General features: G+C 64.5%; 16 protein-coding genes. 7 read left to right on the top strand and 9 right to left on the bottom strand.

Annotated elements, in window-relative coordinates; translation table 11 throughout:
* Window positions 1–29 precede the first annotated feature (29 nt).
* From H535_RS0107800 to vapC, 4 genes are all read left to right on the top strand, one after another.
* A complete protein-coding gene (locus tag H535_RS0107800) occupies window positions 30–1,052 on the top strand; it encodes a zinc-dependent alcohol dehydrogenase family protein (protein WP_026819106.1) in 1,023 nt (340 codons plus the stop codon).
* 44 nt (window positions 1,053–1,096) lie between these two features.
* Complete coding sequence (locus tag H535_RS0107805; RefSeq protein WP_026819107.1) at window positions 1,097–1,666, top strand: DapH/DapD/GlmU-related protein; 570 nt, start codon at window positions 1,097–1,099, stop codon at window positions 1,664–1,666.
* A gap of 95 nt (window positions 1,667–1,761) precedes the next feature.
* Window positions 1,762–1,986 carry a type II toxin-antitoxin system VapB family antitoxin gene (gene vapB, locus H535_RS0107810; protein ID WP_026819108.1) on the top strand — a complete coding sequence of 75 codons (225 nt, stop codon included), beginning with the start codon at window positions 1,762–1,764 and terminating at the stop codon, window positions 1,984–1,986.
* The gene (gene vapC, locus H535_RS0107815; protein WP_026819109.1) at window positions 1,986–2,396 is read left to right on the top strand and encodes a type II toxin-antitoxin system tRNA(fMet)-specific endonuclease VapC; all 411 of its coding nucleotides are present in this window, start codon (window positions 1,986–1,988) and stop codon (window positions 2,394–2,396) included. The genes vapB and vapC overlap by 1 nt, the downstream gene beginning before the upstream one ends.
* Here vapC and H535_RS0107820 read toward each other — a convergent pair.
* From H535_RS0107820 to H535_RS0107835, 4 genes are all read right to left on the bottom strand, one after another.
* Window positions 2,393–4,063 (bottom strand): amidohydrolase, encoded by a 1,671-nt coding sequence (locus H535_RS0107820; RefSeq protein ID WP_026819110.1) that lies wholly within the window; start codon window positions 4,061–4,063, stop codon window positions 2,393–2,395. The two genes, vapC and H535_RS0107820, sit on opposite strands and share 4 nt — an antisense overlap.
* 61 nt (window positions 4,064–4,124) lie before the next feature.
* Window positions 4,125–5,723: a thiamine pyrophosphate-dependent enzyme gene (locus H535_RS0107825; protein ID WP_035768743.1), complete on the bottom strand. Its 1,599-nt coding sequence runs from the start codon at window positions 5,721–5,723 to the stop codon at window positions 4,125–4,127.
* Window position 5,724: 1 nt separating this feature from the next.
* Window positions 5,725–7,311, bottom strand: a complete 1,587-nt coding sequence (locus H535_RS0107830) for a zinc-binding metallopeptidase family protein (RefSeq protein WP_035768746.1) — start codon at window positions 7,309–7,311, stop codon at window positions 5,725–5,727.
* 178 nt (window positions 7,312–7,489) lie between these two features.
* Window positions 7,490–8,371: an Lrp/AsnC family transcriptional regulator gene (locus tag H535_RS0107835; protein WP_026819113.1), complete on the bottom strand. Its 882-nt coding sequence runs from the start codon at window positions 8,369–8,371 to the stop codon at window positions 7,490–7,492.
* A gap of 233 nt (window positions 8,372–8,604) precedes the next feature.
* Here H535_RS0107835 and H535_RS24170 point away from each other — a divergent pair, with 233 nt between their 5' ends.
* Entirely contained in the window at window positions 8,605–9,939 is a 1,335-nt protein-coding gene (locus H535_RS24170) for an MFS transporter (RefSeq protein ID WP_035768747.1), read from the top strand.
* A 15-nt stretch (window positions 9,940–9,954) separates the two neighbouring features.
* On the opposite strand, the gene H535_RS0107845 is transcribed toward H535_RS24170, so the two are convergent.
* The 4 genes from H535_RS0107845 to H535_RS0107860 form a co-directional block, all read right to left on the bottom strand.
* Window positions 9,955–11,292, bottom strand: coding sequence for a hemolysin family protein (locus tag H535_RS0107845; RefSeq protein WP_026819114.1), 1,338 nt, complete (start codon window positions 11,290–11,292; stop codon window positions 9,955–9,957).
* A gap of 103 nt (window positions 11,293–11,395) precedes the next feature.
* On the bottom strand, window positions 11,396–12,877 hold the full coding sequence (locus H535_RS0107850; protein ID WP_026819115.1) for a sodium:solute symporter family protein: 1,482 nt from the start codon (window positions 12,875–12,877) through the stop codon (window positions 11,396–11,398).
* Window positions 12,877–13,056: a hypothetical protein gene (locus H535_RS29340; RefSeq protein ID WP_211236550.1), complete on the bottom strand. Its 180-nt coding sequence runs from the start codon at window positions 13,054–13,056 to the stop codon at window positions 12,877–12,879. Before H535_RS29340 ends, H535_RS0107850 begins: the two co-directional genes overlap by 1 nt.
* Window positions 13,057–13,224: 168 nt before the next feature.
* Window positions 13,225–14,691: an amidase gene (locus H535_RS0107860; RefSeq protein ID WP_026819117.1), complete on the bottom strand. Its 1,467-nt coding sequence runs from the start codon at window positions 14,689–14,691 to the stop codon at window positions 13,225–13,227.
* A 444-nt stretch (window positions 14,692–15,135) separates the two neighbouring features.
* Between H535_RS0107860 and H535_RS0107865 the strand changes: the two genes are divergently transcribed.
* Both H535_RS0107865 and H535_RS0107870 read left to right on the top strand, forming a co-directional pair.
* Complete coding sequence (locus H535_RS0107865; RefSeq protein WP_026819118.1) at window positions 15,136–15,375, top strand: FitA-like ribbon-helix-helix domain-containing protein; 240 nt, start codon at window positions 15,136–15,138, stop codon at window positions 15,373–15,375.
* Window positions 15,372–15,755, top strand: coding sequence for a type II toxin-antitoxin system VapC family toxin (locus H535_RS0107870; protein ID WP_026819119.1), 384 nt, complete (start codon window positions 15,372–15,374; stop codon window positions 15,753–15,755). The genes H535_RS0107865 and H535_RS0107870 overlap by 4 nt, the downstream gene beginning before the upstream one ends.
* Before the next feature lie 426 nt (window positions 15,756–16,181).
* On the opposite strand, the gene H535_RS0107875 is transcribed toward H535_RS0107870, so the two are convergent.
* A complete protein-coding gene (locus H535_RS0107875) occupies window positions 16,182–16,571 on the bottom strand; it encodes a MerR family transcriptional regulator (protein ID WP_026819120.1) in 390 nt (129 codons plus the stop codon).
* Between the last annotated feature and the right edge of the window lie 23 nt (window positions 16,572–16,594).

The following is a 16,594-nucleotide window of genomic DNA, read 5'->3' on the forward strand; positions in this document are numbered from 1 at the left end:
CCGTAAGAACCGTAAGAAAGGACCAAAATATGCGTGGTGTGATTATGCACGGCCCCGGCGATGTCCGGGTGGAAGAGCGCGAAGATCCGCAGATCGCAGACCCCACTGATGCGGTGATCAAGATCGTTGCCGCCTGCGTGTGCGGCTCCGACCTGTGGCCGTACCGTGGCGCGGATATCCCGGATCGGCAGCTGATGGGCCACGAATACGTTGGCGTGGTCGAGCGCATCGGCGACGAGGTCACAACCGTCAAGGCGGGCGACTACGTCGTCGGATCTTTCGTGATTTCGGATAACACTTGCCCGATCTGTCAGGCGGGCTACCAGTCCCGGTGTGTCAATGGCATCTTCGTCGACGGCGGCATCGGCACCCAGGCCGAGTACGCCCGGATCCCGCATGCGGATGGCACCCTGGTCGCTACGCCGGGTAAGCCCGACGACGACTTGATTCCGTCCCTGCTGGCTGCCTCCGATGTGCTGGGCACCGGCTGGTTCGCTGCTGATGCGGCTGACGTCGGCCCGGGCAAGTCGGTGGCCGTCGTCGGCGACGGGGCCGTGGGGCTGATGGGAGTGCTGGCCGCCAAGCAAATGGGCGCCGAACAGATCATCGCGGTGAGCCGCCACCCGGATCGGCAGAAGCTGGCGCGGGAGTTCGGCGCGACCGACATCGTCGAAGAGCGCGGCGATGCCGGGGTCGAGAAGATCACCGAACTGACCGGCGGACTGGGCGCGCACAGTGTGATCGAGGCCGTGGGCTCCCAGGAGTCGATGATGCAGGCGATCCGTTCGACCCGTCCCGGCGGGCATGTGGGCTACGTCGGGGTGTCCCACGACGTCGAATTGCCCGGCGGGGAACTGTTCTTCGGGCTCGTGCATCTGCACGGCGGACCGGCCCCGGTGCGGCGGTTCCTCCCCGAGCTGATCGACCTGATCTGGGACCGGAAGATCGATCCGGGCAAGGTCTTCGACAAGACCCTGCCGCTGGAGCAGGCCGCTCAGGGCTATGAGGCGATGGACAAGCGCGAGGCCATTAAGGTCTTGCTCCAGCCGTAACTCCTGGCGAATCCTGCACCGGCCGATCCACTTGAAAGGACACCATGGAACTCGACGATCTCCTTGAGGCGATGAACGCCGGACAGACCATCACCGGGGACTCGCCGTTGCACGAGGTGATGCACCGGACCAGCCAGGAAGCCCTGCGCATTACCGGGGAGCTCAACGGCGGATATCAGGAACCGGCGCGGGTGCGACAGCTGTTGGCTCAGCTGACCGGCAAGCCGGTGGCCGAATCGGTGACGGTGTTCCCGCCCTTGTACTCCGACTTCGGGAAGAACATTACCCTCGGGGAACGGATCTTCATCAATTCGGGGTGCAAGTTCCAGGACCAGGGTGGTGTGGTCATCGGCGATGACTGCCTGATCGGGCACAACACGGTGATCGCCACGCTCAACCACGACCTCGCACCCAGCCGCCGTGCGGATATGCACCCGGCGCCCGTCGTCATCGGCCGCAACGTGTGGCTCGGTTCCAACGTGACAGTCCTGCCGGGCGTGACGATTGGTGACAATGCCGTCGTCGCTGCGGCCTCCGTGGTCACGAAGGACGTACCGGAAAACACCGTCGTGGTGGGATCGCCGGCGCGGGTGGTGCGGTCCGTGACCGACTGACGGCCGTACGCCTGCTGCCGGGCGGGCCGCTGCCCCGGGGCTTTCCGCGCACTTCCAATGGATATACAATGAACATATCCGCGAAGGAGGAAGCCATGATGACGGCCAAGTTGTTCAGGAGTAACCAGTCGCAGGCTGTACGCCTGCCGAAATCACTGGAAATGCCCGCTGCAGTCAGCGAGGTGGCCATATTTGCAATTGGCGAGACGCGGGTACTGGCTCCGGTCGACATGGTGTGGGACAGCTGGTTTGACGAGCCAGTGGTGTCCGACGACTTAGCACGTGAACAGCCCCCGGAGCAGGACCGCGAAGCTTTGTGATGCTGGAATACATGCTGGACACCAACACGGTCATATTCGTGCTCAAGAACAAGCCGGAGTTCCTGCGGAAGCGGTTTAACGAACAGCACGGGCGCTTATGTATATCGTCGGTGGTGCTCTCGGAGTTGGTGTACGGGGCAGAGAACTCCGCGAAAGTCGACGCCAATCTGCGGACCATCGAAGGATTTGCCGCCCGTCTCGATGTCCTTCCGTTCGACGATTCAGCAGCACATCACACGGGCAGAATCCGTGCCCATTTGCGGCGAAATGGTGCCCCGATTGGCCCCTACGATGCGATGATTGCCGGTCATGGTCGCTCCATGGGGCTGACGGTGGTGACCAACAACGTCCGGGAGTTTGAGCGGGTGCCAGGGTTGCAGGTGGAGGACTGGACAATAGGCGGCCGCTAATCCCCGTACACCATCTGCCCGTCGACCCAGGTCTGGAGCACCTTGATCGAGGAGATGGCGGAGGGGTCGACGGCGAGGGGGTCGCCGTCGAGGACGGCGAAGTCGGCGCGTTTGCCGACGGCGATGGACCCCAGTTCGGTCTCCCTGCCCAGCACGCGGGCCCCGTTGATGGTGTGTCCGGCCAGGGCCTCGGCTGCGGTGATCCGCAGCGAGTCCGGCCCGAGCCGGTGGCCGTTGCGGGTGATGCGCGTGACGGCGGCACCGATCGCTTCGAGCGGCCGCGGGTCGGCGACGGGTGCATCTGAACTGAGTGTGATGGGCACGCCGCCGTCGACGAATTCTCCGAGCGGGTTGAAGCGCTCGCCTTCGGTGCCGATGGCGTCTTTCACGCCTTCGCCCCAGTTGTAGTAGTGCTGGGTCTGGTTCACGGGATAGACGCCGAGCTGCTTCATCCGGCCGATCTGCTCAACCGAGGGCAGTCCGCAGTGCTCGATCCGATGCCGGGCGTCGGCGTCGGGCCGGTCCTGTTGGGCGGCGTCGAGCGCGTCGAGGACCATGCCGATGGCGGTGGGGGACTGGGCATGGGTGGCGGTCTGCAATCCGGCGGCGTGGGCCTTGCGGATCAGCGCGCTGTATTCGCGCGGTTCGTGGTACAGCTGGCCGGTGCGGCAGGGATCGTCGATGTAGCCTTCGGGGAAGTACGCGGTCCAGCCGCCGAGGGTGCCGTCGGCGTAGAACTTGATGCCAGCGAACGAGAGCATGGCGTTGCCGAAGGCCCCGTTCAGGCCCATGTCGAGGGCGGAGTCGAGCAGATGGGAGAGCAGGTACATGTTCACCCGCGTCTTCAGGGAACCGGCGTCGGCGAACCGCAGGTAGGTGTCGAATTCGCGCTTGGTGACCTGGCAGTCGCCGATGGCGGTGACGCCGCCCGCGAGGAAAGCATCCTGGGCGGCGTCGAGCTGGCGGAGGTGCTCGGCGGGTTCGTCCTCGAGGTGGAAGTTGGGGCCGTGGTGGCCGATCTTCACCCCGGAAATCCCGGTGAGGATATTGCAGGCCGCATCGGACAGCTCGCCGGTGAGTTCGCCGTCGTCGTCCTTGAAGAACTCGCCACCGGCGGGGTTGGGGGTGGTTTTGGTGATCCCGTTGGCCTGGAGCGTGTAGCTGTTGACGACGCCGCCGTGGCCCGACGCGTTCATCAAGTAGACCTCGCGGTCGGTGGCGACCTGGTCGAGTTCACCCCGGGTGGGGTGGCGTTGCTCGGCGAGATTGCGCTGCTCATAGCCGTACCCGCGGACCGGCCGGCGGGCGGGTGCTTTGGCCGCTGCTTCCGAGAGCAGGGCGACGATGGCGCCTATGTCGGCGGCCTGGTCCGGACCGCAATCCACCCAGGTCATCATCTGGCCCAGCATCAGCGGGTGGGCATGCGGGTCGATGAAACCGGGGACCAGTACGCGTCCGGTGAGATCGACGACGTCGGGCGCTGTGGGGGTGAGCCTGGCGGCAGTGTCGCGGCAGGCGGCGACGGAGCCGACGGCGGCAATCCGGCCGGCGTGGACCAGCACCGCTTCGGGCGCAGGGCCGGGTTCCATGGTGTGGATGGTGGCGCCGGTGATCAGCGTGGTGGTGGCATCGAGCGGGTTGGATTCGAGGTGGTGCAAAGTGCGCATCGCGTCTCTTTCGTGTGCTTCGGCGCCCGATCCCGGCTGGAGACCGGATCCGGGGATGGTCTTAGTTGCCGGTCTTGACGTGGATGAAGTTGGGTCCGGTCATCGCGATGTGGCGGCCGACGACGGCGGGCAGGTCCGCGGTGGAGGTCACCGAGGTGGCGGTGAAGCCGAAGGATTCGGCGAGTTTCGCCCAGTCGGGCTGGGCGAGGTCGACGCCGACCGGCTCAATATCGGCCTCCAGCATGTTGGTGCGGATTTCGCCGTAGCCGCCGTTGTCCACGCAGATCAGCGTGATGGCCAGCTGCTGCTCGACCGCCGTCATCATTTCCTGCAGCGAGAACATTAACGCCCCGTCCCCGACGATGCAGCACACCGGCCGGTCCGGGTCCGCGACCTTGCCGCCGATGGCAGCGGGCAGGCCGTAGCCGAGGGTGGCGTAGGCGGGCATGTAGAGCAGTTGTCCCGGTTCGACCGCGGGGATCAGGTTCACCGTGGCCAGGTAGGTGACCTGGGAGGAGTCGCCGGCGATCAAGGTTTCGGATGGCAACGCCTGCGCGATCGCCTGGACGATGCCGGCGGAGGCGGGGGACTCGGCCAGGGCGCACTCGCGGACGGTGCGCTTTTGCTCGGCCAGGTCGACGGGCGCGCGTGTTAGCTCCGGGTGCTCCTTTTCCAATCCGGCCAGCAGCTCGCCCAGGGCCCAGGCGGAGTCGCCGTGCAGGTGGATATCGCCGGCGATGTTCATATCCAGTTGCCCGGGATCGATATCGATGCGGATGGTGGGTCCGGTCCGTTCAATGGTGCCGCCCCAGAGCTCGGATTCGCCCACCTTGGAACCAACCACCAGCAGCACATCGGCCTCGTTGCACCACGTCAGCACCGGCCCGAAGCGCAGGCTGGCACCCAGGCTTAGTGGGTGGTCCTCGGGCAGGGTCCCCTTCCCGTTGACGGAGGTGGCCACGGGCGCCTGCAGCTTCTCGGCCAGCGCCCGCACTTCGACGGTGGCCGAGGTCGCGCCGCCCCCGGCGATGATCATCGGGGAAGCCGCTCCGGCCAGCGCGTCGCCGGCGGCGAAAATGTCGCCAGGCGCCGCGGCACGTGGCGGAACGAACTCCCGCGCCGCCAGCGCGGGCTCGTCAAACACCTGAGACGAATCCAGGATGTCCAGCGGAACCTCGAGGTGGAATGGCCGCGGACGCCGGGTGGCGAACAGTTCGAAGGCGGCGTGGATCTGCACCACCGCGTCGGCGGCGCTCGCGGCCCGGTGGCTTTCGACGATCAGCGCGCCGACGGCACCGGTGGGGTTGCGGGTTTCGTGCAGCGCGCCGACGTCGCTGTTCTCTGAACCGGTGGGGGCTCCGGGGGAGAGGACCAGCATCGGCCGGGACTCGCAGTAGGCGGTCGCGGCGGCCGAGAGCGCGTTGAGCAGACCCGGACCCGAGGTGGTGATGACCGTTCCGGGCAGCCCGGTGCGCTGCGACCACGCGTCGGCGGCATACCCCGCGCCCTGCTCGTGCCGCGTGGTGACGGCGGTCAGACCGAGGGGCTTGAGCGGCCGGTACAGCTCGACGTTGTGGGTGCCGGGAATGCCGAACACGGTGTCGATGCCGTAGTTCGCCACGGTGGTCATGATCGCTTCGGCGACGGTGTTCGTCGGCATCTCAGGTCCTCGCATTCGTTGAGAAAGTCTGCGGCACCATCCACGTGCGGGCACCGTCGTCGTTGGTTCCGTAGTCCGGCCACGCCAGGTCGACAGGTGGTTGGAAGTCCGGCTCCAGCAGCGGCGGCACCGGATTGGCGGCGCGCCGCTCGTCGAATTCCGCCCGGGCCTGAGTCAACAGGTCCGGTTCGGCCAGCAGTCGCAGGAAGGTCGCCGCGATGGTCCTGGACGCCACTTCGATGGTCGGGTCGATGGCGGCGGGATGGCCGCCGAGCGCGTTCATCACCCAGCCGGGGTAGGCAAATCTGTCCGCGCCCGCGGCCAGGGCCGGTCGGGAAATGTAGAACCGGACGGTGGGGGCGTAGTGCGTCATTTCGACGTAGTCGTCACTGGTCCAGTTCGTCTGCCACGCGGGCATGTGCTCGCGCAGCTTCGCCTCGGCCTGCTGCGGGGAGATGAGTTGGCTGCATTCGGGAAGGAACGGGTCCTCGGCGGGAGTTTGGCCGAGGTTTTGCTGGATCTGGCGGGCGAAGGCGACCGCGTCGTCGCCGTACGTCGGGGCGCCGACGCCGGCCAGTTCACCGTAGAGGGTATCGGCGAGGACATGGTTGGTGATGCCGGGCCGTGTCTTGCTCACCCAGCTTTCGTGCACCTGGCAGTGCGCGACGGCGGCAGCGGCGGCGGCGTTGCGGTCCAGCACCTCGGTGATGTGGTTGGCCATTTCCACCGTGGGGCACCGCCAGGAGTACTGGATCTGCGCATACCGGGCCGGCAGGTTGTCCGCCGTCGCCTGCCCGTAGGTGTTGATTGCCTCGGACAGCGACCAGCCGCCGTTGGCCGGCAGCATCGAATCCTGCATCGACTTGGACGTGGTGTACATGGTCATCAGCGCGGCATTGGCGCCAGGCGCCCGGGCGGCCGAGTGCGACGCCGGGATCGGACTGGTCGCGTCGGTCTGCTGCCAGGTCTGCGGCTCGTCGCAGACGAAGGTGTACACCTTGCTGAAGTAGGCCCCGCACTGGGTGTCCCAGCGGGCGGTATTGCACAGCGGCAGCATGTAGAAGGGGTGGAAACTGACGATGGTGTCGACGTCGTCGTAGTAGCCGCGCAGCCCATGCACCAGCTTGGACCCCTGCATCTTCTCGGCCGGTTCACCGGTATAGCGCAGGGTGCCGCCAATATTGTGCTGCTTCATCGCCTCCTGGGTGGCGAGCAGTCCGGCGAGAGTGGAGATGCCAAGCGCCGAGTGCGGGTCGGTGTGGCCGGGGGCGAAGGCGGATAAGCCGCCGCGCGGGGTTTCAGTCGGTTCGGCGGCCTGGCAGTTGCCGGGCACCGCGTCGTACTCGGCGTAGGTGAGCAGCGTGGGGCCGTCGCCGTTGGACCACGTGGCGGAAAACGCGGTGGGCATGCCGGCGCTTCCGGCTTCCACCTCGAAGCCGTACTCGCGCAGCGTCTCGACGTACCACTGGCTGGAGCGGTGCTCACGCCAGGCCGGTTCGGCGAGGTCCCAGATATGGCTGTGCCACCTCGAAAGCTCCTCCATGTGGCTGTCGATCCAGCCCAGGGCGGTGGTCTTCGCCTCTGCCATGATGCACGCCTTCCTGCCGCCGTCGATGTGGTGGGAGATTCAGACTATAGCGAACGAAAAACAATTAGCAAGACGGTGGCACTTTGGATGTGTATCAAAATGGGGGAGGTATTCGAGCGGATGATAAGCGAACAACGGCCCATGGCGCGCAGCCTATGACAGCTCGCGGCCCGTCGTTTCACGCCATCCGCCGGGCGTAATCCTCCTTGATGACCTCCAGGTGCAGCCAGCCTTCCGCGTGGTTGACGCTCGCCAGTGACTTCAGGTGTTCGAGCTGGTTCAGCAATCCGCTGGGGGTTTCGGAAGCCAAGGTGGCGACCAGGTCGAACCGCCCCACCGTGCGGGTAATGAACTCGACATTCGGCGAGCCGTGCAGCAGGTCGACGACTTCCCGGTCGTCGCCAACCAGGTTCACGCCGATGCCCATGGAAATCTGCCGGCCGCCGGCGCCGCGGGCTTCGACGGCGCTGATCTTGATGATCCGCAGATCCAGCAACCGCTGCACCCGGCTCCGCACCGCGGTGGCGGAGAGGCCGACGTCGTGCGCTAAATCCCTGTAGCTGGCCCGGCCGTCCCGCTGCAGAATCTCAATCAGCTGGATGTCGACGTCGTCAATAGTCGCCCCGCCCTGGTACCGGGAGATAAACAGGCCCTTGACGACGTCGGTGTAGATCAGCGTTTCGATGGAAGCAACTCCGCTCTGGCGGCGGATCCAGGCCAGCAGGGTGTACAGCTCATCGTGGGAGCCGACCCGCACTTCGGCGATCAGCGCATGGCTGCCCCCGATGGCCGAGACCAGCACTGCCTCGCTGGTTTCCTTGAGTGCGTCGGCCAGGCGCTGCACCGGACCGGATGCCGCGATGGACACGTGGGCGATGACGTACTGGCCCAGGAACCCGGGATCGACGGCGGCGATCACCCGGACCGTGTCGCTGGAGAGCAACTCGCGCATCCGGGACGAGACCATGGCGCGCGGAAGATCCAGGGCGCGGGCTATCTGTTGATACGTTGCACGCCCGTCGTGCTGCAGTGTCCGGACCAATTGTGCGTCAATGTCCATAGGTGCGCTCCTGTGAAACGTGTGGAATCCTGCGAAGGATGTCAGCCCTTCAACAAAAGAAAAGTATATACGCCGAAGTACTAACTTGTCAGTGCACTATGTGGTGACACGATGGAACAAAGACAAAGTTATCGAACCATTCAGTAGTGTTTCTGATGTTGCTGTCGCGGGAATTGCGGTGTAGTCTCGCTCACACTTCATCCCAGTGACCCAGGCGATAGTTAGGTACTCTGATGACCCAGCCGGCCACCAGCCAGCCACAGTTCAACCATGCCAAGGCACGGAAGGCAGGGTTCGCCGCGTTCGTCGGCACCACCATTGAATGGTACGACTTCTACGTCTATGCCACCGCGGCCGCGCTGGTCTTCGGGCCGCTGTTCTTTCCCCAGCAGGATTACCTGGCCGGGGTGGCAGCGGCATTTGCCACCTACGCCGTGGGCTTTCTGGTCCGGCCGCTCGGCGGCATCGTCTTCGGGCACATCGGCGACAAGTTCGGACGCCGGCCGTCGCTGGTGATCACGCTGCTGGTGATGGGGCTGTCGACGTTCATGGTGGGGCTGATGCCCACCTACGAATCGATCGGTACCTGGGCTCCGGTCATCCTGGTCTTGCTGCGCGCACTGCAGGGTCTCGCCGTCGGCGGTGAATGGGGCGGCGCCGTGCTGATGTCGGTGGAACACGCCCCCGAGAAGTACAAGACCTTCTACGGCGGCTTCCCGCAGCTGGGCAACCCGGCAGGGGCGCTGCTGGCGTCGTCGATCTTCGGACTGCTCTCAGCCCAGGGGGATGACTTCCTGGTCAACGGCGGGTGGCGGATTCCGTTCCTGCTCTCCATCATCCTGGTCGGCGTGGGGTTCTATGTGCGGTACAAGGTGGAGGAATCGCCGGTCTTCGCCCAGGAGAGCCAGGAGGAACGGCAATCGCTGCCGTTGAAGTTTGCGCTCCGTACCAACTGGAAGCCCATCCTGATCGGTATTGGCCTGCTGCCTGTGTCCACCGGCGGGTACTACCTTGTCACAACGTTCGCAACGGCCTACGGTACCGGCCCCGATATTGGTCTGGACGAGACGCTGATTCTCAATGCCATGTCCTTTGCCTCGGCGCTGGAGCTGCTGTGTACGCTTCCCATCGCATGGCTGGGTGACAAGTTCGGTCGGAAGAAGATCATGCAGATCGGCCTGGTGGGTTCCATCTTCCTGATCATGCCGCAGTTCCTGCTGATGGCCGGCGGCGGCGCAGAGGTCCTCATCTTCCTGGCCTTCGGTGCGATCCGGCTGATGATGTCCTTCACCTACGCACCCGTGGCGACGATCCTCGCCCAGCTGTTCGTGCCGCAGGCCCGTTATACCAGCATCTCGCTGTCCTACGGCGTGGCCGCCGCGTTCTGGGCCGGGCTCTCGCCGATCGCCGCGACCGCCCTGTACGACTGGACGGGCACGATCTGGTCTGTGCTGGTCATGTTCTTCGGGATGGCCATACTGGGCATCTTCTGCACCGCCATCGCGCCACAGCATAAGGACAAGGTGGAGCCGGACGCCGAAGAAGGCGCAGTGCAGCAGCGGGCATAGCGGCCCGACGGCGCTCTAATGGTCGTGGTGACCAGTCCCATCGCCGCCGTCGTTCGGCACTTCCGGTTCCAACGTGCGGACCCGTATACGGCCGATCCGTCGTCGGGCGATGGTCAGTACCGTTAACGTATTGCCTTCTGCCTCCACCACGTCGCCGACCTTGGGAAGTCGGCCCAGGCGCTCAGTGATAAAGCCGCCGACTGTCTCGTAGGGACCTTCGGGCAGGGTGATTCCGACGAGTGAGTCGACTTCCTGCAGGATCAAGCCACCGTCGATTTCCACCGCGTCCCCTGTCCGCCGCACCCGGTCTTCGGGCTCCCGCCCGGTGTCATATTCGTCGTAGATCTCCCCGACGAGTTCTTCGACCAGGTCCTCCATGGTGACGATGCCGTCGGTGCCGCCATATTCGTCCACCACCAGGACAATGTGCTGGCCTTCGGCACGCATCCGGGAAAACGCAGGCAGCACCTGGCTTGTCCCCGGAAGGGCGATGATGTCCCGGCCGATGTCGGCCACCGTGGCGCCGCCGTCATTCCCGTCGCGTGTGGGCATCAGGTCGCGCATGTGGATGAAGCCGACGACGTCGTCGGGCGAGTCCCTGACTACCGGATAGCGGGAATACGGGTGTCCTCGGGTGAAGTCGCGGGCCTCGGACAGCGTCATGGTGCTGTCGATGAACGTGACGTCGGTGCGGGGGCGCATGACTTCCTGCAACAGTCGATCGCTGGCGCCGAAAACGTCGGTCAGGATGCCGCGGCTGGTCTCGCTGAGGGATTCGTTGTCCGCCACCATATAACGCAGTTCGTCAGCGGTGACCGTTTCATTGTGGGCATGCGGGTCGCCGCCGAGTATGCGGACCACACCATTGGTGGATGCGGACAGCAACCAGATCACCGGGCGCATCAGTTGGGAGAACACATTCAACGGCGGGGCCAACACCTTGGTGAAGCCGACGGCGGATTGCATCGCCAACCTTTTGGGCACCAGCTCACCCAACACCAGGGACAGGTAAGCGACCAGGACCGTCGTTCCAATGAAGGCCACCGTCGAGGCGGTGCCGGCCGCTATCCCGAGGCTCTCAAGAATCGGTGCCACGTCCGGCGCGATGGCGGAGGCGCCGAAGGCCGCTGAAAAGAACCCGGATACGGTAACGCCGATCTGGACGGCGGAGAGGAACCGGTTTGGGTTGCGCGCCAGTGCAGCAATCTTCGCGCCGCCCCGCCCGCTTGATTCAATCTCGCGGATCTGGCTTTGCCGCAGCGAGACCAGGGCCATTTCCGTGCCGGCGAACACGCCCCCGATCAGCACGAACAGGAGAACCAGGAGGAAGTTGAGCAACGTACCGGTATCCATAGTTCGACATTACAAGGGGCGGCTCAACAGTTGAGCGGCCAGCGGCTCAGGACAGTGGCCCTCCAGCCCGGTAGCGCTGGAGGGTGTCGACGTCGGCAGTTATCTACCCCTCCAACGCCGGCTCACGGCGATGGGCGTCGACAAAGTCCCTGACGGCGTCGTCCGCGGGCGGCTTGGTCGCGTAACTGATGCCCACCATCACGATGACGTTGGCGATCAATCCGAGGATGCCCGGGTTGATGTCGAACAGCGGGTCGGCGGCGTACTGGTAGTAGTAGTTGACCACCGCGCCAACGATCAGCCCGGCCATGACGCCGGGTGCGGTGGCACGGCGCCAATACAGGGCGCTGTAGACGCCGGGGGCGAACTGCACGATGGAGCCGTATGCGCCAAGCAGCAGCGCGATCAGTCCCTGGCCGCCGAAAATAGTGATGAGGTACGCGGCGCCGCCGATGACGACGACGGCGATGCGCATGATCTTCAGCGTCTTCTGCTCGGCCATATCCGGCTTGATCTGGTGCACAAAGCCGTTGGTGAATTCCATAGAGGCACTGTGCGTGATGGCGTCCGCCGAGGACATCGCCGCTGCCAGCGCGCCGGCACCCACCAGGCCGTACAACCAGCCCGGCATCTCCATCACCGTGGTGATCAGGTACGGCAATATTTCGTCAGGGACCACTGCACCGGTGTCAACGACGCCGACGGCGGCGAAGCCGGCCAGCAGCAGCGGAATCAGGAACAGCGCGAAGACCGGATAAACAATGACGGTCCGCTTAATGGTGATTGGCCTGGACGAGTACGACTTCGAGAAGAGGTGCGGCCACATCAGGATGCCGATCAGCGAGACCAGGATCGTCGTCGTGTACGACGTCGGACTCATGGTGGAATTCTGGCCGCCGATCTCCAGGAAGCCCGGCATGGTGTCGGAGATGTTCGTGAACATTTCGGAGGTGCTGCCATGCAGTTGGCGGACCACTGTAATGCCGACCACCCAGGAAACCACAACCATCAGGACCGCCTGGAAGACGTCGGACCAGGCGGCGGCGCGCAAGCCGCCCGTTGCCACGTAGACCACCACGATGCCGTAAGCGATCAGGGCGCCGAGCCAGAAGGGGATCGCTCCGTCGGTCATGATGTTGAAAACGTACGCCATGCCCTTCATCTGGGTGGCGAGGTACTGGATGAAGGCCAGCAGCGCGATGATGGCGATCAGGATGGGAATTGTCTTATTCCGGAACCTGGCGTGCAGGAAGCCGGAGAGAGTGTAGAGATTGAGTTTGCGCCCGATCTTTCCGATCTTGGGGCCGAGGATGTACCACGGCAGAATGCCGAAGGCGGTGTAGACGATGATGTAGTACGCCGGTGCGCCACGGTCGAAGGCCCAGCCGGGCGCGCCCAGGAAAGAGAAGGCGCTGAACACGGCTCCGCCCATCAGGCATGCCGTGACGACAAAACCCAGGGTCCGGCCCGCTACGGCGAATTCGCTCACTGACGCCTTGCGCCCCTTGCCGGCGAGGATCCCGACGAACAGCGCAATGACCAGGTAGGCGAGCATAATAATTAGCGCATATTGCCAGTCCTGCATTAGGAATCATCCCCTTTACGCTTGTTCTCCGGATCGATTAAGTAGAGCCAAATGACGGCCACGCACACGATGGCCACCCACAACAAGACCCAAAAGAAGCTGAAAGGAAGGCCCAGCACGAACGGCCGTGCGCTGTTCGCCAATCCATAGAGGGGGAAAATGACTGGGAGAAATGCCAATACCGTTATGACAATGTAGAGAGTTTTAAAACTTCGTTGCTTCAAGATTGCACCCGCTGTCTAACGTTGTTCTCGAAAATCGCCTCAGCTGCCGATCAAGCGTCTACCCATCCGGTTCCTTCCTCCCGGGCAAGAAGTGCCATGTCATGCCTCCGCACCGGAACCGGCTCACAGCGGCCACGGTGCTGCCTGTTCAATAGCGGCACCAACCCGGAACACCGTGTGGTCGTCATACGGGTGGCCCACAATCTGCACTCCGGTGGGCATGCCGTGGTCGGTGAAGCCGCCGGGCACGGCGAGGACCGGACACCGGTTGGCCACATTGAACGGAAGCGTCATATGCGCTTCCCAATAATGCTGCAGATGGGTGCCGCCAACCTGGATTCCGTCCAGGTACTCGCCCTCGGCATCGAGGGAGGCAACGGCCGACGTCGGGCAGAGCAAAGCATCAAAGCCGGCCATGGCGGCGGCCAGTTCAGCCTGCATTTTCGCCTCCGCGGCGAAGCCCTCCCAAAAGGTGTGGCGTTCGGCCGCCGATTTGGCGTCGGCCATGAACCGGCGGGTGTAGGGCGCCAGCTGGTCGCGGGTTCCGGCCGTCAGTTCTTCCATCGCGGGCCCGAGGATGTTCCCGAAGTGGGTCATCGTGACCTCCCGGATGGTCTGCGTGGACCACGGCAGTTCAACTTCTTCGACGACGACGCCGGTCGCCTTCAGCGCCGCAGCAACGCGGCGGGTATTGCGCTCGATCTCCGGCTCCACCGGATAGTCGCCCAACCGGATGCACAGCGCGATCCGCATGCCCTCGACGGGGCCGAATTCCAACGGCAAGAGTTCCGGCGCAGGCACGGAGCTGTGGTCCAGCGGATGCGTTCCCGCCATCACGTTGGTCAGCAGCGCGGTGTCCGCAACCGTCCGCGCCATCGGACCATCGCCACGGTAAGGATCCATCGACAGCGGCGGCATTCCCGGTATCCGCCCATACGGACCCTTGTAGCCGACGGTTCCGGTGAACGCTGCCGGGATCCTGGTGGAGCCGGCAATGTCCGAGGCCGTTGCCAGTGGCGTCATGCCTGCGGCCAGGGCCGCGGCGGAGCCACCCGACGAACCGCCGGGGGAGCAGTCCCGGTTCCACGGGTTGCGCGTCACACCCCAGATCGGGCTCTGGGTCACCGTGGCGCAGCTGAACTCCGGCGACGTCGTCCGAGCGTGGATGATGCCGCCGCCGCGGCGGATCCGTTCCACCAGCGGATGGTCCCGGTCGGCCACATAATCGGCGTGGGCCAGCAGCCCCTGGGACAACGTGTGCCCGGCGATCCCGTGCTTCTCCTTGACCGCGACCGGCAGGCCCAGCAACGCGTCGCCGGATGCCTGACCCGCACCTGCACGCCCCGCCGCCTGGCGGGGTGCCCGTCCGACGGCCGTGCCGCCGTCGTACTCGCCACGCACATAGTGGTCTTCAGCAGCCTTCGCCGCGGCCATCGCGTCGTCGAACATGGTTTCCGTCAGCGCGTTAATATCGCTGTTCACATCGCCGATGCGGTCAATCACCGACGTCATCATTTCCACGGGCGAGAGCGCTTTGCTGCGGAACATGCCGAGCGCGGCCGTGGCGCTGAGTTCAAACGGCTCGGTCATGCCCGGCGCCCCTCCAGCTCCCCATTAGCCATGGCGAATGCCACCTCGGTCAGCGCCGTTGTTCGCCGTCGCGCCGATGGCGGCGACGTGGTGAAAGTCTGTCAGGAACGCGTCACCCGTCGAATCGCTGGTAGTCATGCCTGCCAGTATTAGTGTCCGGCGTCACATTCGTCCAATTGATTATTCCGGCGCCTCGGATCGATAAATATGATCCGAATGCGGCTCCCCCGCGTAAATCCGGCGGCAGACGTCTTCAAAGGCCACCGCCCGCCCCGTCCAGGCGAGGCCGACAAAACGCGAACATTCGTGGCATATGCCGTCGCCTGGGCCCAAGCAGCAAATGCGTCCAAAGGGCAGGGATGAGTTCTGCATGAGGATCCTCTACCGGGACGTCTAAAGCTTAGAAACACCCGTTTGCATGCACTGTGGGTGTATCATGATGTCATGACCAAGACGATCCAGATCCGCGACGTGCCCGATGACGTTCATCGGCGGCTCACCGCGCGCGCGACCGAGGAGCGCCGCTCCTTGTCGGAGTTGCTGCGCGCTGAAGCCGTCGAGCTGGCCCGCCGCCCGACGATGGCCGAGATGCTCGATCGGTTGGCGAGCCGTCCGAGGCTGGACGTGCCCGAATCATCGGCAGAGGCCCTGGCTCAGGAACGGGCTGAGGACGACCTGCGGTGATTGTGATCGACGCTTCGGCGGCAGTCGACCTGCTGCTGAGCACTGATCGCGCAGGCGCCGTTGGGCAGGCTTTGAGCACCGTGGGCGAAATACATGCGCCAGAACTCATCGAACCCGAGATAATGAGCGTGGTTCGCCGCTGGACGCTTCGCGGCTGGCTCCCAGCCGAACATGGCAGGCGGGCGGTGGAAGAGCTAGGGGAGCTGTCCCTCGTGTGCCACCGCCACGCCGGATTGCGCCGCCGGGTCTGGGAGCTTCGCAATCGTTGTTCGGCCTATGGCGCCTTCTACGTCGCCCTCGCCGAAGTTCTCGACGCTGAGCTGCTGACCACAGATGATCGTCTCCGCAGGGCCGCCGGCGGGCTGATCCCCGTTCGATAAGGATCCCCCACAGGACGCCAGCGAAGACACCCGTCACGAAGCGAATCACTAGGGTGAGGGCATAAAGCGGTGACACAGCCACCAACCAGCAGGCTCGTGACCGTATATCCGCTAAGAGCCATGACGGGCAGGCGCCGGCGGGGCCAGCCCCTCGTCGCATTGATGATCGGGATGGCGCCGGCACTCGAACCGATCGCGTAGACAGTTACTGTCTGCCCCGCAGTAGCTTCAGTCACGCCCAGATCCGCACTTGGGGCCGGCAGGATGCCGGCGGGAAGTGTCTCCGGCATTGCAGTGAGGAAACCCGCGGCAGCAAGGGCCAGCAGACTGCCGATAGGCAACTTTATTGGCGTCCGGAATGGCGCAGTCTCGATTTTTGGTGAGGTCATGGACTTATCGTGCAACCTTCACACAAATGGGATGTGGTTAACTGGCGGTCTTCTCGGCGGCAACATTCAGGGCTGAGTCCATTGCCTCGATGTAGCGGTTGATGGAGTCACGGTTTTGGACGAGCAGGTCGATCCTCTGGGTCATCCGGTCGCGTTCCCGAAGAAGTATCTCCCGCAGCTCTGGATCCGGATCGGTAACGACGATGGCTTGCGGGCGATCCAAGCAGGGCAGGATGTCTCCGATAACCCGGGTCGGTATGCCCGCCTCGATCAGACCACGGATCTTGAGAACGCGGTCCACGAGATATTCGTCGTAGGACCGGTAGCCGTTATCGAGCCGGCGCGGCGCCACCAGCCCCTGCTCCTCGTAATACCGCAACATCCGAGACGGAATACCGGACCGTTCGGACAGTTCACCAATGCGCATAAGGGGCCCCCTTCGTGACGATG

The sequence above is a fragment of the Arthrobacter castelli DSM 16402 genome, from assembly GCF_000430705.1.
GTDB lineage: Bacteria > Actinomycetota > Actinomycetes > Actinomycetales > Micrococcaceae > Arthrobacter_C > Arthrobacter_C castelli.